The organism is Rhodobacter sp., from assembly GCA_020637515.1.
Lineage (GTDB): Bacteria > Pseudomonadota > Alphaproteobacteria > Rhodobacterales > Rhodobacteraceae > Pararhodobacter.
Genome location: JACKKG010000001.1, coordinates 1,946,501 through 1,972,037, shown reverse-complemented (window position 1 = coordinate 1,972,037; position 25,537 = coordinate 1,946,501). Strand labels below are relative to the sequence as shown.

20 protein-coding genes are annotated in these 25,537 nt (G+C 68.3%); 7 read left to right on the top strand and 13 right to left on the bottom strand.

Going from position 1 to position 25,537, the window contains the following annotated elements:
- Window positions 1–41 precede the first annotated feature (41 nt).
- The 5 genes from H6900_09650 to H6900_09630 form a co-directional block, all read right to left on the bottom strand.
- A complete protein-coding gene (locus H6900_09650; protein ID MCC0073540.1) occupies window positions 42–1,817 on the bottom strand; it encodes a penicillin-binding protein 2 in 1,776 nt (591 codons plus the stop codon).
- A complete protein-coding gene (locus tag H6900_09645; GenBank protein MCC0073539.1) occupies window positions 1,814–2,146 on the bottom strand; it encodes a cell division protein FtsL in 333 nt (110 codons plus the stop codon). The genes H6900_09650 and H6900_09645 overlap by 4 nt, the downstream gene beginning before the upstream one ends.
- Entirely contained in the window at window positions 2,146–3,138 is a 993-nt protein-coding gene (rsmH, locus tag H6900_09640) for a 16S rRNA (cytosine(1402)-N(4))-methyltransferase RsmH (GenBank protein MCC0073538.1), read from the bottom strand. The genes H6900_09645 and rsmH overlap by 1 nt, the downstream gene beginning before the upstream one ends.
- 11 nt (window positions 3,139–3,149) lie before the next feature.
- On the bottom strand, window positions 3,150–3,665 hold the full coding sequence (locus tag H6900_09635) for a cell division/cell wall cluster transcriptional repressor MraZ (protein MCC0073537.1): 516 nt from the start codon (window positions 3,663–3,665) through the stop codon (window positions 3,150–3,152).
- Window positions 3,666–4,369: 704 nt separating this feature from the next.
- Window positions 4,370–5,470 (bottom strand): Mrp/NBP35 family ATP-binding protein, encoded by a 1,101-nt coding sequence (locus tag H6900_09630; GenBank protein MCC0073536.1) that lies wholly within the window; start codon window positions 5,468–5,470, stop codon window positions 4,370–4,372.
- A gap of 313 nt (window positions 5,471–5,783) precedes the next feature.
- On the opposite strand from H6900_09630, the gene H6900_09625 reads away from it, so the two are divergent.
- A complete protein-coding gene (locus H6900_09625; GenBank protein ID MCC0073535.1) occupies window positions 5,784–6,005 on the top strand; it encodes a DUF1127 domain-containing protein in 222 nt (73 codons plus the stop codon).
- 534 nt (window positions 6,006–6,539) lie between these two features.
- Here H6900_09625 and H6900_09620 read toward each other — a convergent pair.
- Both H6900_09620 and H6900_09615 read right to left on the bottom strand, forming a co-directional pair.
- Complete coding sequence (locus H6900_09620; GenBank protein MCC0073534.1) at window positions 6,540–7,487, bottom strand: hypothetical protein; 948 nt, start codon at window positions 7,485–7,487, stop codon at window positions 6,540–6,542.
- A gap of 87 nt (window positions 7,488–7,574) precedes the next feature.
- The gene (locus H6900_09615; GenBank protein MCC0073533.1) at window positions 7,575–9,305 is read right to left on the bottom strand and encodes a methionine--tRNA ligase; all 1,731 of its coding nucleotides are present in this window, start codon (window positions 9,303–9,305) and stop codon (window positions 7,575–7,577) included.
- Between the two features lie 245 nt (window positions 9,306–9,550).
- Here H6900_09615 and H6900_09610 point away from each other — a divergent pair, with 245 nt between their 5' ends.
- Window positions 9,551–11,308: a hypothetical protein gene (locus H6900_09610; GenBank protein MCC0073532.1), complete on the top strand. Its 1,758-nt coding sequence runs from the start codon at window positions 9,551–9,553 to the stop codon at window positions 11,306–11,308.
- Between the two features lie 81 nt (window positions 11,309–11,389).
- Complete coding sequence (locus H6900_09605; protein ID MCC0073531.1) at window positions 11,390–12,694, top strand: trypsin-like serine protease; 1,305 nt, start codon at window positions 11,390–11,392, stop codon at window positions 12,692–12,694.
- Between the two features lie 33 nt (window positions 12,695–12,727).
- On the opposite strand, the gene H6900_09600 is transcribed toward H6900_09605, so the two are convergent.
- The 3 genes from H6900_09600 to H6900_09590 form a co-directional block, all read right to left on the bottom strand.
- Entirely contained in the window at window positions 12,728–12,964 is a 237-nt protein-coding gene (locus H6900_09600) for a GlsB/YeaQ/YmgE family stress response membrane protein (protein ID MCC0073530.1), read from the bottom strand.
- Window positions 12,965–12,969: 5 nt separating this feature from the next.
- Window positions 12,970–14,145, bottom strand: coding sequence for a 23S rRNA (adenine(2503)-C(2))-methyltransferase RlmN (gene rlmN / locus H6900_09595; GenBank protein ID MCC0073529.1), 1,176 nt, complete (start codon window positions 14,143–14,145; stop codon window positions 12,970–12,972).
- Between the two features lie 88 nt (window positions 14,146–14,233).
- On the bottom strand, window positions 14,234–14,761 hold the full coding sequence (locus tag H6900_09590; protein MCC0073528.1) for a hypothetical protein: 528 nt from the start codon (window positions 14,759–14,761) through the stop codon (window positions 14,234–14,236).
- A gap of 170 nt (window positions 14,762–14,931) precedes the next feature.
- On the opposite strand from H6900_09590, the gene H6900_09585 reads away from it, so the two are divergent.
- The 4 genes from H6900_09585 to H6900_09570 all read left to right on the top strand — a co-directional run bounded on the left by H6900_09585 (window position 14,932) and on the right by H6900_09570 (window position 20,315).
- The gene (locus H6900_09585) at window positions 14,932–15,924 is read left to right on the top strand and encodes an asparaginase (protein ID MCC0073527.1); all 993 of its coding nucleotides are present in this window, start codon (window positions 14,932–14,934) and stop codon (window positions 15,922–15,924) included.
- A gap of 180 nt (window positions 15,925–16,104) precedes the next feature.
- Complete coding sequence (locus H6900_09580; protein MCC0073526.1) at window positions 16,105–16,899, top strand: class II glutamine amidotransferase; 795 nt, start codon at window positions 16,105–16,107, stop codon at window positions 16,897–16,899.
- Window positions 16,900–16,966: 67 nt separating this feature from the next.
- The gene (locus tag H6900_09575) at window positions 16,967–17,848 is read left to right on the top strand and encodes a fatty acid desaturase (protein MCC0073525.1); all 882 of its coding nucleotides are present in this window, start codon (window positions 16,967–16,969) and stop codon (window positions 17,846–17,848) included.
- Between the two features lie 67 nt (window positions 17,849–17,915).
- Window positions 17,916–20,315 (top strand): UvrD-helicase domain-containing protein, encoded by a 2,400-nt coding sequence (locus H6900_09570; GenBank protein ID MCC0073524.1) that lies wholly within the window; start codon window positions 17,916–17,918, stop codon window positions 20,313–20,315.
- A 101-nt stretch (window positions 20,316–20,416) separates the two neighbouring features.
- On the opposite strand, the gene cysE is transcribed toward H6900_09570, so the two are convergent.
- The 3 genes from cysE to H6900_09555 form a co-directional block, all read right to left on the bottom strand.
- On the bottom strand, window positions 20,417–21,220 hold the full coding sequence (gene cysE, locus H6900_09565; protein MCC0073523.1) for a serine O-acetyltransferase: 804 nt from the start codon (window positions 21,218–21,220) through the stop codon (window positions 20,417–20,419).
- Window positions 21,221–21,293: 73 nt separating this feature from the next.
- Window positions 21,294–21,578: a hypothetical protein gene (locus tag H6900_09560; GenBank protein ID MCC0073522.1), complete on the bottom strand. Its 285-nt coding sequence runs from the start codon at window positions 21,576–21,578 to the stop codon at window positions 21,294–21,296.
- 3 nt (window positions 21,579–21,581) lie between these two features.
- Window positions 21,582–25,520 carry a glycoside hydrolase/phage tail family protein gene (locus H6900_09555; GenBank protein ID MCC0073521.1) on the bottom strand — a complete coding sequence of 1,313 codons (3,939 nt, stop codon included), beginning with the start codon at window positions 25,518–25,520 and terminating at the stop codon, window positions 21,582–21,584.
- Window positions 25,521–25,537: the final 17 nt, after the last annotated feature.

Sequence of the window (25,537 nt, the reverse complement as noted above, 5' to 3'; positions counted from 1 at the left end):
CTTGTCCACCGCCTTACCCCTTGCAACCCACAGGCTGCTGCCTACCGCAGGCGCAGCTCGGCATCAATCACGGCCGGGTCCTGCGGCCGCATCCCCATCACCGGCGCGATCCGGCGCACCATTTCCGCTGCGACCGGCACGACCGTCCAGCCCGCGGTGCGCCGCTCGACCCCGCCGACGGTTTCCTGCGGCTCGTCCATGGTCACGATGATGACATAGCGCGGATCGTTCATCGGAAACGCCCCGGCAAAGGTCGCCACGACGCGGTCGTCGTAGTAGCCGCCCTGCGGGTTCGGCTTGTCCGCCGTGCCGGTCTTGCCACCGACGCCGTAGCCCGCGACCTCGCCTAACGAGGCGGTGCCGCGCGTCACCACCTGGCGGAAGAGCGAGCGCATGATGCGCGAGGTTTCCGGCGAAATCACCCGCGGGCCCGGCGTCGTGTCGGGGCGGCGCAACAGCGTCGGCTGCACCATGGTGCCGCCGTTCACCAGGGCCGCATAGGCCGCCGCCAGATGCATCGGTGTCACCGCCAACCCGTGGCCGTAGCTGATGGTCATCGCGCTGACCTCGGTCCAGCGATCGGGGTATTGCGGCAGAGCGCGGCGCGCCTCGGGCAGTTCGATGGGCAGGGCCTCGAGAAAGCCGAACTGCCTGAGGAAGTCGCGCTGACGCTCGGGCCCGATCATCTGGGCCAGGTGCGCGGTGCCGATGTTCGACGAGTGGACAAAGACATCCTCGACCGAGAGCTGCGCGCCGTAATCATGGAAGTCGTTGATTTCAAAGCGCCCGATCCGCAGGGGGCCGCGCGTGTTCACCATCGTCTGCGGCGTGACCAGACCCAGGTCCAGGGCCTGCGCGACGGCAAAGGCCTTCATCACCGAGCCCAGTTCGTAAAGCCCCTGAACGGCGCGGTTGAACAGGGGCGAATCGGCGGGGTCCCCTTCGGTCGGGGGGGCGGGGCGGTCGTTCGGATCAAAGGTCGGGGCCGAGGCCAGCGCCACCACTTCCCCGGTCTGCGCGTCCATGATGATCGCCGAACCCGCGCGGGCGTGCAGCATCTGGATGCCGCTGCCCAGCACCTCCTCGACGATGGACTGGACGCCCAGGTCCAGCGACAGCGAGAGCGGCACATCGGCCAGATCGGGGTCACTGAGGCGGTCGTCGGCGGTATATTCCAGCCCGGCAACGCCCTGAATTTCGGCCGCGGTAACGCCCTGTTGGCCATAGGCGGTGCCGCCCAGCACATGCGCAGCCAGCGTGCCGTTGGGATAAAGGCGCATCTCGCGCGGGCCCAGCCACAGGCCGGGTTCGCCGATGTCATGCGCCGCCTGGGCCTGTTCGGGCGACACCCGCGAGCGGATCCAGTAGAACCGACGGTCAGGATCGGTCAGGCGGCGGGCCAGGGCCTCTTCGTCAAGGTCGGGAAAGATGCGCGCCAGCTCATGTGCGGCGCGCCGGCCGTCCTGCATGTAGCGCATCTCGGCATAGAGGGAATGCGTCACAAGGTTGGTCGCCAGAATCCGGCCGTTGCGATCCAGCACGTCCGCGCGCTCGCCCGAGATCCCCTCGCCCGCGTAGGGTTCCGATTCGGCCACCGGCGTGGCTGCCAGCATCCCCATGCGCGCCCCGATCACCGCATAACCGGCAAAGAACAGCGCGGCCAGCAGAAGCAGACGCCACTCGGCCCGCCGCCGCCCCGCGTCGCGGGCCTGTTCGCGGCGCAGGCGCAGGTTCTCGCGTTCGATCCCCTTGGGGTTCATCCCCTGCGCGCGGGCATCGAGAATCCGGGCAAGCGGGCGCAGCGGGGTGCGGATCATGGCGAGCCCTCGGACACGGCGCCCAGGGGCGCGTTTTGGGTCATCAGCGGATAGGGGATTTCGTCGATCTGGCCAAATTGCGAGCCCTCGAGGGGCAGCAGACCCAGGCGGCCAAAGTTCATCTCGGCCAGCGCGCGCAGGCGCTGCGGACGGTTGAGATAGGCCCATTCGGCGCGCTGCACGCCCAGCGCCTCGTGCAGGCTGCGGATTTCGGCGCGCAGACCCCGGACATCGCGCAATGCCACCTGGGTCTTCTGGTTCTGGCCATAAGCCCAGATCGCCAGCCCCATGACCGCAAAGGCCGACAGGACATAGAAAAGCGCCCGCATCAGCGATCCCCCGCTTGCGCCAGGCGCGGCAAACCCAGCGCCGAGCGATCCGCGGGCCCCGCGGGCGCGCCCGTGCGTCGCGCGATCCTGAGCAGCGCCGAACGCGCGCGCGGATTGGCGGCGCATTCGGCATCGTCAGCGGCGATGGCGCGTCGGGTCAGCAGTTCGAACCGGTCGGGTTCGGGGGTCAAGATCGGAGCATGGCGGCTGCCCTGCCCCATGCGCCCCGCCCGTTGCTGCATGAACCGCTTGACGATCCGGTCCTCAAGCGAATGAAAACTGACCACCGCCAGCATTCCCCCTGGCTTCAGCGCGCGTTCGGCCGCTTCGAGCCCGTCCACCAATTCCTGGAATTCGGCATTGACCGCGATGCGCAGCGCCTGGAAGCTGCGCGTCGCGGGGTGGCTTTGCCCTGGCTTGGGGCGCGGCAGGCAACCGCTGACGATCTCGGTCAGTTTCAACGTCGATTCAATCGGTTGAACGGCGCGCGCGGCAACGATCGCGCGCGCGATCCGGCGCGAGGCCCGCTCCTCGCCATAGTGATAGAGGATGTCGGCCAGTTCGGTTTCGGTGGCGGTGTTGACCAGATCGGCGGCGGACAGGCCCTGCTGGCTCATCCGCATGTCCAACGGGCCATCCTTGGCAAAGGAAAAGCCGCGCTCGGCCTGATCGAGCTGCATCGAGGACACGCCCAGATCCAGCACCACCCCGTCGAGCGGCTGGCCGGCCAGCGTGTCGAGCTGCGAAAAGTTGCCCTGCACGACGCGCATCCGATCCCCGTAGGGCGCGCCCCAGTCGGCCGCCAACCGCAGCGCCAACGGGTCGCGGTCGATGCCGATCACATGGGACGCCCCGGCCGCCAGCAATCCGCGCGCATAGCCACCCGCGCCCAGCGTGCCGTCCAGCCAGACCCCCGCGACCGGCGCCACCCCGGCCAGCAAAGGTCCGAGGAGCACGGGGATATGCGGCGCTGACGGGTCTGTGGCGGGCATCGTCCTGTTCGTTATTCGCTGGTTTTCTTCTGGCTCACGTCGGGGATGAGTTGCAGCGCATGGCCACGCCCCCTGGCATCGATCAGCGCATCCAGATCGTCCTCGGGGGCCATGTCGTCCGGCTCTTCCGACTTGACGATCTTGAAGAAGTCGCCAACGCCGATCACCCGGACCTTGTCCTTCAGGCCCAGGCGTTCGCGATGTTCGAGCGGCACTTGCAGGCGACCGTCGTCCAGAATCTCGGCCGGAAACACCCGCGAGAAAAAGACCCCTTCGGCGATGATCCGATCCTCGGATCCCCAGGGCATGACTTCGATCCCGGCAATGATCTTCTGGTATTGGTCGATCGGGTAGCATTCCAGCCGATTCCAGCTGCGCGTGCCATAGACGACCATCAACTGGGGGCGTTCGCCGCTGGTCCAGTCGGGATCGCGGGCCTCGACGACACGACGCAGTTTCGTCGGGATGGACACGCGGCCCTTCCCGTCGATGCTCTGCTCATGGTCGCCGACGAACTTCTCGATCACCGGACCGCTTGCTCCTTGCCGCCCCAGGTTCATCAAAGAAAAACGGCGGTCGGGTTGCTGCCACTACCCGAACCGCCGCCCTCGTCCCATCGCTGGGTTGTCCAACTGCGCCTGCCACCTGGGGGGGGGATAGGTGCTGCTCGCGAGCGCGTCGGATCTCTCTTCTGGAAGCGCGGGTTGCCTGTATGAAACTGCCTGTTTCGTTTTTTGTTTTGATCCGCTCTTCGTGAGTTGAGTTATACCTGGCATTTCTTGGCACTCAAGCAGGAATTTTCGATTTTTCCGCCGCGAATCTGGGATTGCTTAGGACGAGACCCACAAAATCAAGCCCTGAGGCCACCAGAATAGCTATATGTAGTCATTAATGACAGACATTACACCAAATGAAGCTCGTGCCATCAGGTGCCATTCATGCCCAGAAAAATCACAACACTTCACCCCGGTGTGACCGCCACGCTACAGGCAACTGTTTTGTTTGCCGTCAGAGGGCAAGTTATCCACAGAATATCGCGAATTTCCGCCCGAGGCGAGGGGGCGCACCGTCCTCGGCCCTCGATTCGGCGCCCGACCGCCGGCCGGGTGCAGGACAATCCCGAACCTCGCGCCGACCGTCCGGGCCGATGCCAGGCAATCCCAGACAGGCCTGCGCCCCGCAGCCGGCTGGCGTGCGGGGCGCGCGTGCGGCCACAAGGGCGCGGGCGCTGTCAGGCCAGTTGCGCCATCAATCCGCGCGCCATGGTGCGATAGGCGGCCGCCACGGGGCTGTCGGTCGCCGCGACCGGCAAACCGCCGTCGCCCGCCAGCCGCACCTCGATCGCCAGGGGCAGCGCGCCCAGGAAAGGCAGGCCCAACTTCTGCGCCTCGCGCTGGACGCCGCCATCCCCGAAGATGTGCTCCTCGTGCCCGCACTTGGGGCAGATGAAGGTGGACATATTCTCGACCAGGCCCAGAACCGGCGTCTTGAGGGTCTGAAACGCATTCAGCGCGCGACGCGCATCCAGCAGCGCCACGTCCTGTGGGGTTGACACGACGATCGCGCCCGTGACCGCGAATTTCTGGCACAGCGTCATCTGCACATCCCCCGTGCCCGGCGGCATGTCCACGACCAACGCATCCAGATCGCCCCAGGCGACCTGCGTCATGAGTTGCTGCAACGCGCCCATCAGCATCGGCCCGCGCCAGATCAGTGCCTGCTCTTCGGGCAGCATCAGCCCGATCGAGATCATGCGCACCCCGTGCGCGACCGGCGGGATGATCGTCTTGCCATCGGGCGAGGCCGGACGCTTGCTGACCCCCAGCATCCGCGGCAGGCTGGGGCCGTAGATGTCGGCATCCACCAGACCGACCTTCCACCCCTCGCGCGCGAGGGCCACCGCCAGATTGACCGAGACGGTGGATTTGCCGACCCCGCCCTTGCCCGAGCCCACCGCGATGATGCGCTTCACGCCCGGAACGTCGGACGGCCCCGGGGTCGGATGCCGGCCGATCGTCAGCGCTGGCGGCTCGTCTCGCCCCGCCGGTCCGCCGGCTGCCTGCCTGGGGGCCGGACCGTGCGCCGTCATCGCCACCGCGACCTTCTCGACCCCGGGCAATCCCGCCACGGCGCGCTCGGCCGCGATGCGCGCGGGCTCCAGTGCCCGCGCGGCCTCGGGACTTTCCGCCTCGATCACGAACCGGACGGCGCCATGATCCACCACCAGCGCGCGGACCAGGTCGCGGCTGACCAGATCGCCGCCGCCGGGGACGGCAACACGGCCGAGCGCGGCGAGAATCGCCTCGCGCGAGGGGGTGGGGCTGGCGGTCATCGTGTCATCCTCCTGACGATTCGGTTCGGTTGCGCCATAACCTGCGCCGCAACGGGTCCAAGACAAGACCCTTCTCGAACGTGTCGCAGGCAAGAGATGCACACTGTGCAAGCGCAGCAATGGGCCATTTGGTCAATTTTCCGCCGAAGCCATTGAAAGGCATCCCAAGTTTACGCAGCGTCGCCATGTAATCGCTGCATAGCAGCAATGCTTTCGCAAGGGATTGTGCATACGCAGCATAGTGGGCATCTTGCTGGCAACAGGGAACGGCCCCGCCGCCGCCACCCCAGAACTGCAAGAAAGACCGACGACCATGGCTTATGTTTCCGCCTCTCACTCGCGCGCTTCCGGCGTTTTCGCCCCTCTGGCCGATGCCATCGCGTCGCTGCGCGCCGCCTGGGCCCGCTCGCGGGTCTATGTCCGCACCTACAACGAACTGAACATGCTGACCAGCCGCGAGCTGGCGGATCTGGGCATCAGCCGCTCGATGATCTCGCGGCTCGCCTACGAAGCCGCCTACGGCCGCGACGCCTGACTTTCCGGGCCCCAAAGGCCCGACACCGAACGACGGCCCCTCCTCCTCCCTGGGCCGATCGTGCAAGGAACCCGACGCTCCTCCTCCCTGCGAACGGTTCCGACCTGTTGCTGAGGCCCCTCCTCCTCCCTGGGCCGAATAGCACTCCGGCGCGGTTGCCCCTCCTCCTCCCTGGGCAACCGCGCCCCGAATTCCGGGGCCCAGGCCCCACCGAACGCGGAAACCGGATCCTCCCCCGGTGTCCGTCAGTGGCGCGGCGATCGACCTCCTCCCCGGTCGTCGCGCCCCAAAGACAGCGCGGGTTCGATCTCCTCCCCGAACCCCGCCCATGGCGCGGCTGCCCCTCCTCCCTGGGCAGTCGCGCTTTTCCATTTTGCGGACCGGAAAAAAGCGCCCTCCGGCGCCCCTTCATCTTGTCGGCAATACGCACGGGGATTTTCAAGGGGGGCGTGCCCCCCTTGAAGCGGGGGTGGGGGGGGGGGGGGGGCCCCCCCCCCCCCCGTCAACCAGTCCCGGCGTCCCCCAACCCCGGCGTCAATCCGTCTCGGTGATCGGCGCGCCACCCAGCGTCACCCGCGCGACCTCGGTCTCGCCGAACAACAGGCGCGCCTCGTCCAGCCCCTCGGGCACCAGCCAGACCACGGTGCGTTCGGCCGAAGCCCCAACATCGACGCCGTTGTACTGGCTGTCCAGCAGCCGTTGCATGAACCGTTCGCCCACCAACCCCATCGACTGCCCCGCGCCATCCACCAGCCGGTAGTTGTGCGTGTGCCAGGTGAAACGGTCGCTGCCGTCATCCTGGTTCCCGGCGACGCCGGTAACCTCGATCTCGATCTCGGCGAGCACCATCCCGGGCGGCGCCGTGATGGTCGAGGTGACCGCCTCGTTGCCGCGCCCGTCCTGCAAGCCGATGGTGCGGAACCGGCGCACCCCCGTGGGCCGGAAACGGGCAAAGCTGGCGGCGTCGGGCGCGGCCGTGGGGCCCGGGATCGCCACGTCGGCGCTGAAGCTCGCGGCGTCGCCGCCGATCACCAGCCGCGCCGTATCGACCCCTTTCGGCACGCGGAAAAGGCCGTTCCAGGCCATGTCCGCGTCCTCGGTGGGATAGTTTCGGGGCCGGCGCCCGTTCAGGCTGCGCGTCAACAATTGGACCTGGCCCCAGTTCTGATACCCGCCGATGGGCGACAACTCGGTGCCGTCGGGCAGCACCAGATGGATGTCGCGCGCGTTGACGTTGACGCGCTCGACCGAGTCGGACCACGGGCCGTCGAACACGGCGCGCACGTCGACCAGAACGTGGCCGGGGATGCGGATGATCTCGGGCAGGCCGGCGGGGCGATAGTTGCGCTCCTGCCAGTTGACGGCGGATTCATAGCTGAACGCTTGCAGGCTGAGGGCCGACAGGGGGACCTGCGCGAGCGAGGCGGCGGGCGACAGGATGGCAACCAGGGCCAGGGCGCCCAGGGGGAAGACATGCGGCATGAATAGCGACCTTTGAATACCCCGCCAAAATCAGCGGGCGGGGCAAGGGTCGGTCATCGGGTGATTCGGGTCAACCGCCAGGGCGCGTCAGGTCCGCACGCCGGCAAAGCGGGTCTGCCAGTCCTCGCGCTGCTCGTCGGTGATCTTGGCGAACAGGACCTCGGGCGTGGCAAAGCCGTGACCCGCTTGCAGCGTGCCCAGCCCCTGCGCCACATCATCGGGCCAGGACCAGTCGTCGGACCCCATCGCCGCCATCATCGCCTGCGCCGCATCGGGAATGAACGGTTGCGAGACCACGGCATAGAGGCGGATCAGGTTCAGCGCCAGGCGCACCTGGGCGGCGGCGGTGTCTGGGTCGGTCTTGAAGGTGGACCAGGGCGCGGCCTCTTGCAGGTATTCGTTGCCCAGCACCCACAGGGCGCGCAGTTCGGCGGCCGACTTGCGGACCTCCATCGCCTGCATGAGGTGTTCGTAGCTGCGCAGCTTCTCGGACAGATCGGCGATCAGCTTGTCCTCGCGCGGGCCGGGGGCGCCGCCCTCGGGCACCACTTCGCCAAATTTCGAGCGGCAGAACTTCGTCACCCGCGACACCAGGTTGCCCAGCACATCGGCCAGGTCCTTGTTGACCGAGGCCTGGAAATTCTCCCAGGTGAATTCGCTGTCCGACGATTCCGGCGCGTGGCTGAGCAACCACCACCGCCAATAGTCGGCGGGCAGGATCGACAGCGCCTGATCCATGAACACGCCCCGCCCCTGCGAGGTCGAGAACTGCCCGCCGTCGTAGTTCAGATAGTTGAACGACTTGATGTAATCGACCAGTTTCCACGGTTCGGACCCGTCGAAATTCGCCCCCATCAGCGTCGCGGGAAAGCTGAGCGTGTGGAACGGCACGTTGTCCTTGCCCATGAACTCGACATAGCGGACATCCGCGGCGCCCTTGTCCTCGCGCCACCAGCGTTCCCAGGCCTCGTCGCCCAGTCCCCGGGCGTGCGCCCATTCGGCCGTCGCGCTGATGTATTCGATCGGCGCGTCGAACCAGACGTAGAAGACCTTGCCTTCCATCCCCGGCCAGTCGCGCCCGCCGTCTTTCACCGCGATGCCCCAATCCAGATCGCGGGTAATACCCCGGTCCTGCAACCCGTCGCCGTCATCGAGCCATTTCAGCGCGATCGAGGTGGTCAGCACCGGCCAGTCGGTTTTCGACTGGATCCAGGCGCGCAACTGGTCGCGCATGGCCTTCTGGCGCAGGAACAGGTGCTTGGTCTCGCGCACCTCGAGATCGGTCGAGCCCGAGATCGCCGAGCGCGGGTCGATCAGGTCGGTCGGATCGAGCTGCTTGGTGCAGTTCTCGCACTGGTCACCGCGCGCGCGATCGTAGCCGCAGTTGGGACAGGTCCCCTCGATATAGCGGTCGGGCAGAAAGCGGCCGTCTGCGTTGGAATAGACTTGCTTCTCGCTGACCTCCGAGATCAGACCCGCGGCCTTGAGCCGGCCGGCCAGATGCTGGGTCAGCCGGTGGTTCTCCGGGCTGGACGAACGGCCGAAATGATCGAAGGACAGCCGGAAGCCGCGGGCCAGTTCGGCCTGGACCTCGTGCATCTCGGCGCAGTAGTCGGCCACCGGCTTGCGCGCCTTTGCCGCGGCCAGTTCGGCCGGGGTGCCGTGTTCGTCGGTGGCGCACAGGAACATCACCTCGTGCCCGCGCGCGCGCATGAACCGGGCATAGAGATCGGCCGGCAACTGGCTGCCGACCAGATTGCCCAGATGCTTGATCCCGTTGATATACGGAAGGGCCGAGGTGATGAGAATGCGCGCCATGTCCGACAGTCCTTGGGGGTCGTGTGATGTCTGACCGTCCTTACAACACCGCCGCGGTCGCTTCCATCCCCCGTTCGGCGCGCAGCCCGCGCGGCAACGGCCCGTTCACCGGGCGCGCACCTTGCCGTGAGGTTCCTGCAAGGTGATTGACGCCCGCCCGCCACAGGATGCAAGGTCTTTGCCGCTGGCACTTGCCCGCTGCCAAGAGGATTGAAGACATGCGTTTTGCGCGAAGCCATTTGACCATGACCACCGCCGTGGCGGCCCTGATGCTGCCGGTCGGCGCCCTGGCCCAGCAGGCCGGATTCGCGATCGAGGTCGGCCCGGCGGCTGACGAATACACCCCCGTTCGCGTCGGTGCCCATGTGCAGGGCCCGGTCAGCGAACCCGCGTCCAGCTATGTGCGCGGCTGCCAGGGGTCGATCATGGCCGAAGGCGACGGCGTGCCATTCGAGCTGACCGCCGCCATGGCACAGCTGAACTTCACCGCCGCCGGAGACGGTCTGCGCAGCATGGTGCTGGGCACCCCGGACGGGCTGTATCGCTGCGCTCTGGCCGATGACCAGGGCTTTGCCGCCAGCGCGCTCAGCAACGCCGGCGCCGGGCGCTATACGGTCTGGCTGGGCGCGGACGAGGGCGCACAGGTCGATGCGCGGCTCTTCGCCTCGGATCGGCCCGTGTCCCCGATCGAGCTGTTCGGGCTGGACATCGCCCGTTTGGGCGAGCCGCGCGCGGGCCGCTTCGTCTTTGCCGCCAGCGCCGAGACCGGACGCCAGACCCTGGTCAGCGGCGGCACGCTGTTCGCAGAAAGCGAAATGCGGCCCCTGAGCACCGAGTATTGCGCGGGGTTCGGGCGTTTTGACGCCGCCGACGCGGTCCTGACCCTGGACCAGGCCAGCGACCGGTTCAGCATCTTCGCGCTGTCCGACCGCGATCTGACGCTGGCGGTCGTGGACCCCTCGGGCCGCGTGACGTGCAACGACGATGCCTATCAGCTGAACCCCGGCGTGACCCTGGACGCCGCGCCGGCGGGCGATTACCAGATCTTTGTCGGCGGCTATTCCCAGGGTGGCGACGGACGCTATGACCTGTTCACCTCGCAGGGCGCGCCGGCCTTCACCAACGCGATCCTGAACCTCGAGGCCGAGCCGCGCGCGGGCCGCGTGGCGTTCGACCCGGGTGCCGCCGGCCAGGGCCAGTTGCTGGCCACCGCCCCGGTCAGCGCCAACGACCCGATGGAGGCCCTGCCCGTCGGCGGCTTCTGCCCCGGTTTCACCGATCTGTCGGCCCCCGACCTGGTGATGCATATGGACGGACCCCAGCCGACGCTGTCGATCTATGCCCGGTCGCAGGACGATCTGGTGTTGGCGGTGCGTGCCCCCGACGGCAGCTGGAGCTGCAACGACGACGCGTCGGAACTGAACCCCGCCGTCGGCTTCACCAACGCGCAGGGCGGCGACTATCTGGTCTTTGTCGGCGCCTACAACCAGGGAGCAAGCGGGCTTTACAATCTCTATGCCTCGATCGGGTCGCCCAACTGGCAATCGACCACGCCGGGGGGCGGGTTCATGGCGCCCGCGTCGCTGAACACCACCGCCGAGCCGGCTGTGGCGCGAATCGACTACGGCCCCGGGACGCGGTTCGACCCGCGCCTGATCTTCGACATCCAGCCCAGCCAGACCGAGGCGTTCGGCATGGGTGACGGCTGCGCGGGCTTCATCACCCCCGGCCAGCCCGATGTCGTCATCGACGCCGCCGAGGGTCTGCCGCAACTGATGATCTACATGGTCTCGGACGGCGACGGCACGCTGGTCGTCGCGGGGCCTGACGGGCATCTCTATTGCAACGACGATTTCGAGCAGCTGAACCCCGGCGTGATGATCCCCGCGCCGATGCCCGGGGCCTATGCGGTCTTTGCCGGCAGCTACAGCGGCACCGGCGGCATGGCGACGCTGGGCGTCACCATCGCCTCGCCGCAATGGGTGATGGACCGCGAACACTGAACCGGCTGACACCGCCCCCGGGGAACCAACCGTCCCCGGGGGCGGCATTTCGACCATTCCTTTTCCCGGGGGGGGACTGCGATGCGTTTTTCCGTGATCCGACTGGCCGCGATCGTGCTGGCCCTGTCCACTGCGTTGCCGGCAAGCCCGGTCCTGGCGCAGGCCAACACCTGCCGCTGGGCGAATGACAACGAATGCGACGAGCCGCGCTACGGCGGAACGGGCGCCTGCGAGAACGGCACCGACGCCAACGATTGCCGGGCCGAGGCCTCGGCCTGGCAGCGGCTGATGGAGGCCGTCCCGCAAGGCGTCCGGGCGTCCCTGGGCAGCGACACCTGCCGCTGGGCGAACGACCGCGAATGCGACGACATCAACTTTGGCGGCACGGGCGCCTGCCAGCCGGGCACCGACGCGTCGGACTGCCGCGCGCTGGCGATCGGAGGCGACGAGACCTGCCGCTGGGCCCATGACGGCGAATGCGACGAACCGGGGATCGGAACCGGGGTCTGCATCTCGGGGACCGATACCAGCGACTGCGCGCCCGTGGCCTTTCTGCGCAACCGCTCGAACACCTGCGCGACGGCGTTCAACGGCACCTGCGACGAGCCGGGCCAGGGCACGGGCCAGTGCCGCGCAAACACCGACACCGCAGATTGCGTCGGCCGCCAGCGCCCGACCTCGGCGCGCGACCATTTCTTCGGCCATGACGACCGCCAGCTTGTGGATGTGACGCAGGTGCCGTGGCGCTCGGTCGGGCTGCTGCATTTCCCGGACGGGTCCTGCACCGCCACGCTGATCGGCCCGCGCCTGATCGCCACCGCCGCGCATTGCATGGAGGGCGACACCTCGGGCCACCCCAAGGGCTACACCTTCCGTGCCGGCGCCAATGATGACCAGGACCTGGGCCATGCCGCGGTCGTCGGCGCGGTGGTCGCGCCCGACTACCGGTCGGAAAGCGCCCCTCCGGGCGAAGGCAACGGCAATGACTGGGCCTTGCTGACCCTGGACCGCGACCTGGGCACGGAACTGGGCTATATCCGCCCCTATGTCTTTGACAAATCGGACCTGACGGCGATCCGCGAGGGGCGCTTCCTGGTCAGCCAGGCGGGTTACAGCTGGGATACCGGCTCGCATCTGTCGGGGCACATGAACTGCCAGATCCTGACCGCCTATCGCGACGGATCGATGATCCACACCTGCGACACCACGCGGGGCGATTCGGGGTCGCCGATCATGGCGCAGATCAACGGCGAATGGCGACTGATCGCGGTGGACAGCCAGTTCTTCGACCCGCAGCCGCCCTATCCGCAGATGACCTCGTCGCATCTGGCCGTGGATACGCGCAGCTTTGCCGACGCGCTGCGCCGCGCGGGCGCCTTGCAATGACGCGATCGGGGGGCCGTCTCGTGCGGGCGGCCCCTATCGGCGGATCTGCTGCCAGATCCAGAGCAACGCCATCGAACCCAGCACCGCCAGCGCAAAGGTGATCGCCCAGCCGCCGACGGTCACGATCAGCCGTAGCACCACGCCCCCCGCCAGCGCGCCCAGCACCCCCACCACCATCGCGGTGGGCAGGTCCAGGTCCATCCGCATCAGCCGGGTTGCCAGAACCCCCGCCGCCGCGCCGATCACCATGAGCAACACGAATCCGGGCATGACCCTTACCCGTCCGTCGTTTCGGCCGCGATCTGCGCGGCCGTCTTGCGCCCGCGTTCGGTGGCGGATTTCAACTGCCCGCAGGCGGCCATGATGTCCTCTCCGCGCGGGGTGCGGATCGGGCTGGCATAGCCGGCCTTGAAGATGATGTCGGCGAAGGCTTCGATCCTGTCCCAGTCGGACCGCTGATAGGGCGCGCCGGGCCATTCGTTGAACGGGATCAGATTGATCTTGGCCGGGATGCCGCGGATCAGCTTGACCAGGCGTTTCGCGTCCTCGTCGCTGTCGTTCACGCCCTTGAGCATCACATACTCGAAGGTGATGCGTTCGGAATTGGACAGACGCGGATAGTCGCGCAGCGCGCCCAGCAGGGTGTCGATGTTCCACTTCTTGTTCACCGGCACCAGACGGTCGCGCACGGCATCCGTGGTCGCGTGGAAACTGATCGCCAGCAGGCAGCCGATTTCCTCGGCCGTGCGGGCGATCTCGGGGACGATCCCCGAGGTGCTGAGGGTGATGCGCCGACGCGACAGCGAGATCCCCTCGCCGTCCATGACGATCTGCATCGCGTCGCGCACATTGTCGAAATTGTAGAGCGGTTCGCCCATCCCCATCAGGACCACGTTCGAGATGAGGCGCTCTTCGCGCTTTGGCTGGCCGGGCACCGACCATTCCGCAAGATCGTCGCGGGCGACCATCACCTGGCCGACGATCTCGGCCGCGGTCAGGTTGCGAACCAGTTTCTGCGTGCCGGTGTGGCAAAAGGAACAGGTCAGCGTGCATCCGACCTGACTGGAGATGCACAGCGTGCCGCGCCCTTCCTCGGGGATGTAGACGGTTTCGACCTCGTGCCCGCCGTCGATCCTGAGCAGATACTTGCGCGTCCCGTCCGCCGACACCTGCCGGGTGACGATCGACGGCACGCGGATGTCGAAGGTCTGTTCCAGAAAGGCGCGGTAGTCCTTGCTGAGGTTGGTCATGGCGGCAAAGTCGCGCACGCCCCAGTGGTAGAGCCACTGCCAGATCTGCCCCTCGCGCATCTTTGCCTGCTTGTCCGGCGTGCCCGCGTCGATCAGCGCCTTGCGCAACTGCGGCCGGGTCAGGCCGATCAGATTGGGCTTCATCCCCGCGGGCGTCTGGCGCGGCAGGGTCAGGACGTCTTGCGTGATCGGGGCAGTCATGCGGGTCTCCATGGCATCGCCGCAGGATATAGGAAAAAGCCGCCGGGCAGAACAGCCCGGCGGCCTGAAACTGTCGCGGCGCGTGCGGTTACTGGGCGCAGCGGCGCTGGGCTTCCTCGGTCGCGGCGGTCAGGCCGAACAGGTTGAACGTATCCTGTGTCTGCGTCCCGCGCGAGGAATGCGCGGTCAGGACCGCGCTTTGGCCGCGGCGCATCGCGTCCAGGATGCGCTGGTCGTCGCCGACCGCGGCCCAGGCCCATTCGCCATCGGTGACAAGGTGGAACGTGTCGGAGCCGATGACCACATCGACGGTCGAGTTGGCCGCGAACGGGTAACCGCCGGTGAACGAGATCTCGCCGACCGCGCCCTGCCCCTGGCGGTAGGTCGCGAAGAACAGGATGTCCCCCCGGCGCACCGACACCGCGCGGCCGTCGCGGGTGTTCAGGGTCTCGGAAGGCGCGGACACCGCCCAGCATTCGCGCGGCGTGCCATCGACGAACACGCTCCAGGCGGTTTCGACGGCGACGCGGTTGGTGGACTCCTGCGCCGTCGCGGCCCCCGCCGCCACCAGCGCCAAAGCCGCCGCTGCCACGCTGAACTTGAACGTTGCTGCCATGTACCTCATAGCCTCCAGCCTGTTTCCACTTCCCCGGCGCCGGCCTTTTCGCACAAGGCTTCGATCTGGCGCAACAGGGGTTTGCCCGCTAGACTGCCTCATACCGCGAAAACAGGGGTTTGAGAAACCCCCGTTGGCGGAAAATTGCGCAACTGTGAAGGAGTTCCCGCATGAGCGACGTCGGGGCTGGGGCCGTGCCCCTGGTGGATATCTGGCGCGGCGGACGATTGGAGAGCCAGCATCGCGGCCACGCCGTGGTCTGCGATGCCTCGGGTGTGGTCGAGGCCTGGGGCGATCCCGGGGCGGTGATCTACCCGCGATCGTCCTGCAAGATGCTGCAGGCCCTGCCGTTGCTGGAGTCGGGAGCGGGCGCCGCGCTGGACGACCGGCGGCTGGCGCTGGCCTGTGCCTCGCATCAGGGATCGGCGATGCATGTCGCGGCGGTGTCGGCCTGGCTGGCCGAGATGGGCCTGGCCGAGGCGGACCTGCGCTGCGGCGCGCACGAGCCCACGGACATCCCCGAAAGGAACCGCCTGATCTGCACCGGCGACGCCTTTTGCCAGTTGCACAACAACTGTTCCGGCAAGCACGCGGGCTTTCTGATGCTGAACCGGCATCTTGGTGGCGGCACCGAATACGTCGAGGTGGACCACCCGGTGCAAAAGGCCGTGCGCGCCGCATTCGAGGAGGTCACGGGCGAGGACAGCCCGGGCTATGGCATCGACGGCTGCTCGGCGCCGAATTTCGCGACCTCGCTCGGCGGGTTGGCCCGCGCGATGGCGCGCTTCGCCACGGCGGAGGAAACCGGCGCGCGCGGTCGCGCGATGGTGCGTCTGCGCAGCGCCATGGCGCGCCACCCCGAGATGGTCGCGGGCGAGACGCGGGCCTGCACCGAGTTGATGCGCGCCATGGACGGCGTCGCCATCAAGACCGGCGCCGAGGCGGTGTTCGTGGCGATCGTGCCGTCGAAGGGGCTGGGCGTGGCGTTGAAGGTGGTCGATGGCGGCACCCGCGCCTCGGAAGCGGCGATCGTCGGGCTGCTGGCGCGGCTGGGCGTGCTGGACGCGGGCCACCCGGCGGCGTTGAAGCGGCTGGGCGCGCCACAGCGCAACTGGCGCGGGTTCGCCTGGGGCGAGGTCCGGCTGAGTGCCGGTTTCTGTTAGCGGCGGGGGGCTGCCGCCCCCCGCACCCCCCGCCCAAAGGGGGGCACGCCCCCCTTTGGAAACCCCGTGCGTATTGACGACAAGATGATGCGCGGGGCGTTCGCGGCCCGCAGGACGGGCTGGCGGGGCCGGGGCGGGGCGTGATAAACACGGTGTCACAGACAGAACCGGAGCCGTTCCATGTGCCGTTGGGCCGCCTATAGCGGGGCGCCGATTTTCCTGGAGGAGATCGTCAGCCGCCCCGGTCATTCGCTGATCCGCCAGAGTCATTGTGCCACGCAGTGTTCCAGCGCCATCAACGCCGACGGGTTCGGGATCGCCTGGTATGGGGAACGGCCGGAGCCCGGGCTTTACCGCGACATCTATCCCGCCTGGTCGGACCCGAACCTGCGCTCGATCACCGCGCAGGTGCGCTCGGGGTTGTTTCTGGCGCATGTCCGGGCCTCGACCGGCACCGCGACCAGTCGCAACAACTGTCATCCGTTCGTCGTGGGGCGCTGGTCGTTCATGCACAACGGCCAGGTGGGCGGCTATGACGGGTTCCGACGCGATGCCGACATGATGATCCCCGAGGACCTCTACGCCCAGCGCAAGGGCGCGACCGACAGCGAGGCGTTGTTCCTGATCGCGTTGGCCGAAGGCTTGCAGGACGACCCGCAGGGCGCGCTGGAACGCGCGGCAGGGCGGCTGATGGCGCTGAGCCGGGCCAAGGGTGCCGCGCCGCATCTGCGCCTGACCGCCGCGTTCAGCGATGGCGAAACGCTTTACGCGGTGCGCTACGCCTCGGACGCGGCGGCGCCGTCGTTGTGGCACCGGTGGTCGGACAGCCGGGGCGGCCGCGCGGTCGTCTCGGAGCCACTGGAAGCGGACGAAACCGATTGGCAGGCGGTGCCGCAGGGATCGTTCTGCGCGTTCCGGGGCGAGGCGTTCGAGATCCGGCCCTTCGACCCCGAGGCGCGCGCGCTGGCAGCCTGATCCGCGCGCGGATCCCCCGGGGGCGGGACCTGTTGACAAGCGCGTTGCGGGATCCCAGCGTCGGCGCATGGATCACGTCGCCTTTCTGAGATCGCTGCCCCCTGAAACCCGCGCCGCGCTGACAAGGCGGCCTAGGGCGCGCGGGGTCTGGCACCTGGCGAGGCATCTGGGTGCGATCGTGGTTTGCGGCGGGCTGATCGGCGCCCACGCGCCTGGCTGGCCGCTGCTGTTGCCCGTGCAAGGGGTGCTGATCGTCTTCCTGTTCACGCTGGAGCACGAATGCACCCACCGCACGCCCTTTGCCAGCGACTGGCTGTGCGACGCGGTGGGTCATGTCTGCGGGGCGCTGATCCTCAATCCGTTCCTGTGGTTTCGGTATTTCCACCTGGCCCATCACCGCTGGACGAATCTGCCGGGCGACCCGGAACTGGACAGCGCCAAACCGCAAACCCGCGCGCAATGGCTCTGGCATGTGTCGGGTCTGCCGCTTTGGGGCGCGTCCCTGCGGCTGCTGGCCCGCCTGGCGCTGGGCACCGAGCGACCGCCCTATCTGCCGGATCGTGCCCGTCCAAGGGCCGAACGCGAGGCGCGGGTGTTGCTGGCGCTCCTCGCGCTGGCGCTGGGCAGTCTCGCCGTCTCGCCGCTGCTGCTGTGGGTCTGGCTGGTGCCGATCCTGCTGGGCCAGCCCGTTCTGCGCCTCTATCTGCTGGCCGAGCATGGCGACTGCCCGCGCGTCGCCGACATGTTCGCCAACACCCGCACCACCTTCACCACCGGGCTGGTCAGGTTCCTGGCCTGGAACATGCCCTATCATGTCGAACATCACGTCTTTCCCTCTGTCCCCTTCGACAAGCTGCCGGCGCTGCACGGGTTGATGCGCGATCACCTTCGGGTGACGGCGCCGGGTTATGTCGCGTTTTCGCGCGCCTATCTGGCCCGGCGCCGCTGAGCCGGCGGTGAAAGGGGTTGCACCCGGGCGCCAAGACGGGCATCTGTGGAACAAGTGGGGAACGACGATGAGCGACAGCAACCCGACCAGCCTGGCACGGCAGGCCCTCGCGGGGGTCCTGGGCGGTTCTGCGCGCGTCGATTACATGGCGGGGCTGAACGCCCCCCAGCGCGCCGCGGTCGAGACGCTGGAGGGCCCCGTGCTGATGCTGGCGGGCGCGGGAACCGGCAAGACGCGCGCCCTGACCGCCCGGATCGCGCATCTGATCGCCACCGGCACCGCCCGGCCCGGCGAAATCCTGGCCGTGACCTTTACCAACAAGGCCGCGCGCGAGATGAAGACCCGCGTCGGCGCCATCCTGGGCAACGAGGCCGAAGGGATGGCCTGGCTGGGGACATTCCACGCGATCGGCGTGCGGTTCCTCAGGCGGCACGCGGAACTGGTGGGGCTGAAGCCGAATTTCACCATTCTGGACACCGACGACCAGCTCAGGCTGATGAAGCAGCTCATCGTCGCCTGGAACATGGACGAGAAGCGTTGGCCGGCCCGCGCCCTGGCCGGCATCATCGACGGCTGGAAGAACCGCGCCTGGCGGCCCGATCAGGTCCCCGGCAGCGAGGCCGACAAGTTCAACAACCGCGGCACCGAGCTTTACGCCGCCTATCAGGACCGGCTGCGCGCCCTCAACGCTTGCGATTTCGGCGACCTGCTGCTGCATGTGGTCACCATCTTGCAGCGCCACCCCGACGTGCTGTCCCAATACCAGCGGCGGCTGCGCTTTCTTCTGGTGGACGAATACCAGGACACCAACGTCGCCCAGTATCTGCTGCTCAGACTGCTGGCGCAGGGCCACCGCAACATCTGTTGCGTGGGCGACGACGATCAGTCGATCTATGGCTGGCGCGGGGCCGAAGTGGGCAACATCCTGCGGTTCGAACGCGATTTCCCCGGCGCGCGGGTGATCCGGCTGGAACAGAACTACCGCTCGACCCCGCATATCCTGGCGGCAGCCTCAGGGGTGATCAGCGCCAACGAGGGGCGCCTGGGCAAGACCCTGTGGACCGAGCGGACCGAGGGCGAGAAGCTGCGCCTGATCGGTCATTGGGACGGCGAGGACGAGGCGCGCTGGGTCGGCGACGAGATCGAGGCGCTCGAACGCGGCGCGCGCGGGCTCGAACCGATCGGCGCGAATGGCATGGCGATCCTGGTGCGGGCTTCGCACCAGATGCGTGCCTTCGAGGACCGGTTTCTGAGCATCGGTCTGCCCTATCGTGTCGTCGGCGGGCCGCGTTTCTACGAGCGTCTCGAAATCCGCGACGCGATGGCCTATTTCCGGCTGGCTGTTTCGCCGACCGACGACCTGGCCTTCGAGCGGATCGTCAACACGCCCAAGCGGGGGATCGGCGACAAGGCCCAGCAGACCATCCAGCGCGTGGCGCGCGAAAACGAGGTGTCGCTTCTGCAAGGCGCGGCGCTGGTTCTGCGCGACGGATTGCTGGGCGGAAAGGCCGCGGGCAACCTGCGGGCCTTCCTCGAGAACATGGCGCGCTGGCACGCGCTGGTGCGCAACCCGGTGGCACCCGCCCGGGACGACGCCGTGATCGAGACCGACACCCCCGATCCGGGCCGGAACCATGTCGATCTCGCCGGCGCGATCCTGGACGAATCGGGCTACACCGAAATGTGGCAGCTTCAGCAGACGCCCGAGGCCGACGGGCGACTCGAGAACCTCAAGGAACTGGTGAACACGCTCGACCAGTTCGGCTCGTTGCAGGATTTCCTCGACCATGTCGCGCTGGTGCTGGACAACGACACCGAGGACAGCGCGCAGAAGGTCACCCTCATGACGCTGCATGCCGCGAAGGGGCTTGAGTTTCCCGTGGTCTTCCTGCCGGGCTGGGAAGACGGGCTCTTTCCCAGCCAGCGCAGCCTGGACGAAAGCGGCCTCAAGGGGCTCGAGGAAGAGCGCCGGCTCGCCTATGTGGGCATCACCCGGGCCGAGACGCTCTGCGTGATCTCCTTCGCCGCGAACCGCCCGGTCTACGGCCGCTGGCAAAGCCAGATCCCCAGCCGGTTCATCGACGAACTGCCCCCCGCGCATGTCGAGATCCAGTCACCGCCCGGACTGGCGGGCGGGGCGCGACGCTTCGCGACACCGATGCCAGCCACACAGGACGATTCCCTGGAAGACCGGGTCGCCAAGGCCGATGTCTACAACGCGCCCGGCTGGCAGCGCATGCAGCGCAACGCCGCAGCCAGCCGCCCCGCAGCGCCCGCCCAGGGGCCGAAGGGCGGCGATGTGCACTATGCCCCGGGCGAGAGGGTCTTCCACCAGAAATTCGGAACCGGAACCGTGGTCTCGGTCGATGGCGACAAACTGGGCGTGGCCTTTGACCGCGCCGGCGACAAGCATATCGTCGCGCGCTTCGTCGTTCCGGCGGACGGCATGGACGACGTGCCGTTCTGACCGCCCCCCTTCTTTGTGCCGGAAATATCCTCGGGGGTATCCAAAGGGGGTGGAAAACCCCCTTTGGGCGGGGGGTTCGGGGGGCGGCAGCCCCCCGACGCTCATTCCTTCAGGCGGTGATCCATCGACAGCGAGGGCTGCGCGCAGCCGGCCTCGCCGACGATCCGCGCCGGCACCCCGGCGACCGTCTTGCAGCACGGCACATCGGCCAGAACGACCGAACCCGCGGCGATGCGGCTGTTCGCGCCGACATGGATGTTGCCCAGCACCTTCGCCCCCGCGCCGATCAGCACCCCGTCACCGATCTTGGGGTGCCGGTCTCCGTCTTCCTTGCCGGTGCCGCCCAGCGTCACGGAATGCAGCATCGACACATTGTCGCCCACCACCGCGGTTTCGCCGATGACGATCGAATGCGCATGATCGATCATGATGCCCTTGCCGATCCGGGCGGCAGGATGGATGTCCACGCCGAACATCTCGGAGATCCGCATCTGCACGAACAGCGCCATGTCGCGCCGCCCCTTGCGCCAGAGCCAGTGGCCGACGCGGTAGGCCTGAACCGCCTGGTAGCCCTTGAAATACATCAGGGGTTGCAGGAAGCGATGGCAGGCCGGGTCGCGGTCGTGCACGGCGACCAGATCGGCGCGCGCGGCCTCGCCCAGCCAGGCGGCATCGGCATAGGCCTCTTCGGCGATCTCGCGCAGGATCTGGGCGCTGATCTCGGGCGAGGACAGTTTCAGCGCAAAGCGGAACGACAGCGCGCGCTCCATCGACGGGTGGTGCAGCAGGTTGTTGTGCATGACGCCCCCCAGCAGGGGTTCGTCCAGAACGACCTGCCGCGCCTCGTCGCAGAGGCGCTGCCACACGGGATCGAGAGCGGCAACGCGGGCCTTGAGTTCGGGCATGAAGCACCTCCGGGTCTTTCCTGAAGGAAAAGATAGCCGATAGGCGGGATTTTTCCAGAGGTGCCGGCAGCGGTCAGGACGAATTCGCGCGCACGACGGCGTCGAGGACCTGCGCCAGGCACAGCAGATAGGCGCGGTCGCCGGCCGAGCTGGGGTCGGCCGCGGGGTGGGCCAGCGCGGCGGCCAGCAGCGTGCCGTTGCCATAGGCCGGGTGCGCCCGGCCGGTGGTCCGGCGGTGGTGATCCGCCGCCTCGGCGCGGGCCAGAAGCGCCGCCAACCCCGCGGCGCGCCGGTCTTCGGGCAGCGCCAGCAGCACGCGCGCGGCGGCCGCCAGGTCGGTCAGAGTGACCGGGCGCATGGGTCAGCCCGGAACCGGGATCGCGGCAAAGAGACCCGCGCCATAACGGGCCGAAACCTGCGCGATGCTGACGACAAAGGGGCCGGAGACGCTGTCGGCGGCCTGATCGGCGGCCGTATAGACATACGCGGGAGCGCCAAGCGTGACCTCGCGCACCACGCTGCCCGACTGCGACACGCGCAGCAGGTAGCCTTCGCTTTCCTCGCTCAGCGGCACGTCGGGCGCGTCCCAACTGTCGCCACCCAGGCGGGTGCGGCGAATCCAGGACAGCGCCAGATCGCCGGCGCCGTCGCGCTCGGCCCGCAGGAACACCGGCGCGTAGGGCCGCAACCCGTTGCCGGCAAAGGCCTCGGTGCTTTCGACATAGACGGGATCGTCATACGCCAGCGCCGCCGGCCCGATCCGCCAGCGCCGTGCGACGCCCTGGGCAGAGTCCGGCAGGTCCAGTTGCCGCGGCGCGCCATTCAGCAGCACGACCAGCGCGCCCGGCGCCCAGCTGTCTGGCATCAGCGGTTCGGTGCCGAACTGGCCGCGCCACAATCCGCCCAGCCGCCAAAGGCCCGGCGCCACCAGCGTGGCGTCCTGATACTGGAACAGTTCCCACTCGGCCCCGGCGCCGATCGCCGCCAGATTGGCCCCGTCGAGCAACGCCGCCGCGTCGGTCGAGGCCAGCACCGCGCTGTCGGCAAAGGCGACCTCGACACCCGCGCCGCGTTGCCACAGCCCGGGCACGGCACGGAACAACGGCGTCCGGGTCTGGCCCACGGTGGACCGCACGCCGATCAGTGTGTTCAGATCGAAGCTGCCGCCCGACGCCGGCGCATCGTAGCAGGCGACGACCCCGGGCCAGGGCCGACCGGTCACCGCCAGATGCGGTGCCTGGGGCACCTCGTCCCCGCGCATGAGCGGCAGGTCCAGAAACAGCGGCAGCACCGGCACCGGCGCGGTATAGGCCCCCGTCACCGGCAGATCGTCCGAGGCGTCGCGGTGCCGATAGAGGCCGGGCTCGACCCGCACGGCCTCGATCAGGCGGGCGCCGGTCAGGTCCATGCGGTCGATGCGGTAATGCCGCGCCAGCCCCTGATGCGGCAGCGTCACCACGTCCCCGACCCTGAGGGTCGAGGACATCGGCAGGGCGAACCGGGCCGTGTCGCGCGCGATCCGGGCCTCGCTCAACCAGCGTTTCACCGCCGTGCGGGCCTCGCCTCGGGTCAGCGTCAACGGCAGCTCGCTGTCCGCGACATCGCCCGCCGGATCGTCGGGATGAACCGCCTCGGCGCTGCGGGTCTCGAAGCTGCCCTCGGCCTCGACATAGGTCAGCCTGAGGCGCCCGACCGTGGCCGGGTCCGAGGCGCGCACCACCTCGAGGTCGCCCTTGTCATCGGCCACCAGAAGCCCGGGCTCCAGCGCCACGGCGTCCTGCGCATCGCGCATCCGGAAGACCAGCGTGCCGTCGCGTTCGACCGCCTCGAACCCGTAGGCCAGCATCAAGGGTTGCAACGCCGCGCGGCCGGTCGCGGTCGAGGCTGCGGAATAGCCTCGCACCACGCCATATAGGCCGCGCACGTCGATCGCGACGACGCCGGCGCGCTGACAGATTTCCGCGACCACCGCCGCCAGCGGCTGCCCCGAGGCCCGCCCGGTCAGCCAGTGCCCGCGCAACCAGTTCGCGCCGTCCGACCACAAATCGCTGTTCGCCGGGAACCACGGCCAGGGCCGCGCATCCCAGGCCCAGGCGTGGCTGCGCGACCAATCGACCATCGGCCCGCCATAAACGGGCGACGGCGGGTTGTTCGCGGGATCGGTCCAGAACCCGTGCATGGCGCGCAGATACTGCATCTGCATCAAATCGTCACGCGCGCCGGTCGAATAGTGGGGAACCCGCGATTCCGAGGACTTGGGATCCAGGAAGACGTTGGGTTGGTTCGCCCCCTTGTCGATGGCGGCGCAGCCGTATTCGGTGAACCAGACCGGTTTCGACCGCGGTTGCCAATCGGTGGGCTCGGCGGCGCGCACGCCGTTCAGGCGTTCGGTGTGGGAATTCTCCCACCAGGCGCGCAGATCCTTGACGCGCCAGATCCAGGGCTCGCCCTCGTCGTCGGTAATGGCAAGGCGGGCCTGCGCGTCTCGCTCGGGCGCATCGGGATAATACCAGTCGAACCCCTCGCCGCCGGCGATGTTGGCCGCCAGATAGGCCGGGTCGTGGATATCGCGCCAGCCTGCGCGGAAATCGGCGTGGTCCACGCCCTCGCGCCAGTCGGACAGGGGCATGTAGTTGTCGATCCCGATCGCATCGAGGTCAGGGTCGGACCACAGCGGATCGAGGTGGAAATACCGGTTCCCCTCGCCCGCGTCATAGCCCGCGTATTCCGACCAGTCGGCGGCATAGACCAGCTTGACCGACGGGCCCAGCAGCGCGCGCACCTCGTGCAGCAGATCGACCATCTGCGCGACCGCCGGAAAACTGTCGGCGGCCCCGCGGATCTGCAACAACGCCCGCATCTCGGATCCGATACAGAACCCTTCGACACCGCCCGAGGCGGCGCAGAGCGCGGCATAATGCAGGATGAAACGCCGATAGGACCATTCCTCGGGGCCGGTGTAGACCACCGCGCCGGGGCTGACGGTGAAATCCGCCGCCTGCGCGGTGCCAAAGAAATCCGCGACTTCGGCGGCCGCGGCGGCTGTTCGGTCGGTTGTGCCGGGTTGTCCTGGCGCCTTGCCCAGCGTGATCCGGCCGCGCCAGGGCAGCGCGGGTTGGTCCGGGGCATCCGACCAGGGGTCGGGCAGGCCGTTGCCAGCCAGTTGTTCCATCAAGACGAAGGGGTAGAAGACCACCGCCTGCCCGGCATCCCGCAAGGCCGCGATCGCCTGGAGGATCGATGCATCCGACGGCGTGCCACCATAGACCGGATCGCCGCCCAGGCGCACGACTTCCTCGGCACCGGCGCGACTGACGCCCGCCACGCTCCAGGGTTGATTCTGGCCATCGCGGCTGGCGAACTCGACCTTGGGCCGGATCGTGCAGGCGCCGCAGCGCAGGTCGTCACCGAACCACGACGCGATCAGCAATCCCGACTGCACCTTGGGAAGCTCTGCCTGCAAGGCCTGCAACGCGGTCGGAAAATCCGCCAGCCCGCCCGGCGAATGGACATTCGCCTGCGCCTGCCCGGTCGCCGCGTCCAGGCTGAACCCCGGGGCAAAAGCGTCGCCGCCGCCCGCGCCCAGCAGCACCGGTTCGGTTGCCAGCGCGTATTCGCCCGAACCCGGCATCCAGGCGACGCCCTGCACCGCATCTTGCAAGGTGGTCACGCCCTCGGCCTCGGCCGCGCGGATCACCTCGAAGGACAACGCGGGCAACCGGTTGCCCCAGGGCGCGAGGTCCAGATCCTCGATCACCACATAGGCCGTGCCGCGATAGGCTGGCGCCGCATCCGCGCCCTCGACCGCCTCGATCACGGGATCGGGCGCCTGGTCCATCGTGCCGGAATAGACGCGCAGGTTCAGATCCTTTCGGGAGATTTCGTCGCCATAGGCCCAGATCCGGCCAATGCCACCGATCTCGCCCTCGCACAGCGCAATCGCCAGGCTGACCACATAGCGCGACTGTTCGGTGACCGTCGGTCCCAGCCCCCCCTTGGTGCGCCGTGAACGGCCCGGGATCTCCTGAAACCGCGACGCCCAGATGACATGGCCCGAAACCCGCATCCGCCCCCAAAGCCGGGGCAGCGCGACGCCCTCGCCCGCGCCGGTGACCTGCAACCGCTGGATGCCGGCCGTCTGCACGCTGCCAGACCCCGCCCCCAAAAGGCGCTGGTCGATGGCGCGGCCAAGCGTTGCACCGACCGCGCGGCCGATCACCGCACCCGAAAGGCCCAGCACCGCGCCGCCGAAATTCGCACCCAGCGCCGCGCCGGCGGCAGACAGAAGCAGAGTCGCCATTGCATGGCTCCTTTCGA

Bases quoted from the DNA above. Each gene is read 5' to 3' on its own strand.
- H6900_09650 (MCC0073540.1), bottom strand. From the start codon at position 1,817: ATGATCCGCACCCCGCTGCGCCCGCTTGCCCGGATTCTCGATGCCCGC.
- H6900_09580 (MCC0073526.1), top strand. From the start codon at position 16,105: ATGTGCCGTTGGGCCGCCTATAGCGGGGCGCCGATTTTCCTGGAGGAG.
- H6900_09645 (MCC0073539.1), bottom strand. From the start codon at position 2,146: ATGCGGGCGCTTTTCTATGTCCTGTCGGCCTTTGCGGTCATGGGGCTG.
- H6900_09610 (MCC0073532.1), top strand. From the start codon at position 9,551: ATGACCACCGCCGTGGCGGCCCTGATGCTGCCGGTCGGCGCCCTGGCC.
- cysE (MCC0073523.1), bottom strand. From the start codon at position 21,220: ATGCCCGAACTCAAGGCCCGCGTTGCCGCTCTCGATCCCGTGTGGCAG.
- H6900_09585 (MCC0073527.1), top strand. From the start codon at position 14,932: ATGAGCGACGTCGGGGCTGGGGCCGTGCCCCTGGTGGATATCTGGCGC.
- H6900_09625 (MCC0073535.1), top strand. From the start codon at position 5,784: ATGGCTTATGTTTCCGCCTCTCACTCGCGCGCTTCCGGCGTTTTCGCC.
- H6900_09600 (MCC0073530.1), bottom strand. From the start codon at position 12,964: ATGCCCGGATTCGTGTTGCTCATGGTGATCGGCGCGGCGGCGGGGGTT.
- H6900_09590 (MCC0073528.1), bottom strand. From the start codon at position 14,761: ATGGCAGCAACGTTCAAGTTCAGCGTGGCAGCGGCGGCTTTGGCGCTG.
- H6900_09605 (MCC0073531.1), top strand. From the start codon at position 11,390: ATGCGTTTTTCCGTGATCCGACTGGCCGCGATCGTGCTGGCCCTGTCC.
- H6900_09630 (MCC0073536.1), bottom strand. From the start codon at position 5,470: ATGACCGCCAGCCCCACCCCCTCGCGCGAGGCGATTCTCGCCGCGCTC.
- H6900_09570 (MCC0073524.1), top strand. From the start codon at position 17,916: ATGAGCGACAGCAACCCGACCAGCCTGGCACGGCAGGCCCTCGCGGGG.
- H6900_09615 (MCC0073533.1), bottom strand. From the start codon at position 9,305: ATGGCGCGCATTCTCATCACCTCGGCCCTTCCGTATATCAACGGGATC.
- H6900_09575 (MCC0073525.1), top strand. From the start codon at position 16,967: ATGGATCACGTCGCCTTTCTGAGATCGCTGCCCCCTGAAACCCGCGCC.
- H6900_09555 (MCC0073521.1), bottom strand. From the start codon at position 25,520: ATGGCGACTCTGCTTCTGTCTGCCGCCGGCGCGGCGCTGGGTGCGAAT.
- rsmH (MCC0073538.1), bottom strand. From the start codon at position 3,138: ATGCCCGCCACAGACCCGTCAGCGCCGCATATCCCCGTGCTCCTCGGA.
- H6900_09560 (MCC0073522.1), bottom strand. From the start codon at position 21,578: ATGCGCCCGGTCACTCTGACCGACCTGGCGGCCGCCGCGCGCGTGCTG.
- H6900_09620 (MCC0073534.1), bottom strand. From the start codon at position 7,487: ATGCCGCATGTCTTCCCCCTGGGCGCCCTGGCCCTGGTTGCCATCCTG.
- rlmN (MCC0073529.1), bottom strand. From the start codon at position 14,145: ATGACTGCCCCGATCACGCAAGACGTCCTGACCCTGCCGCGCCAGACG.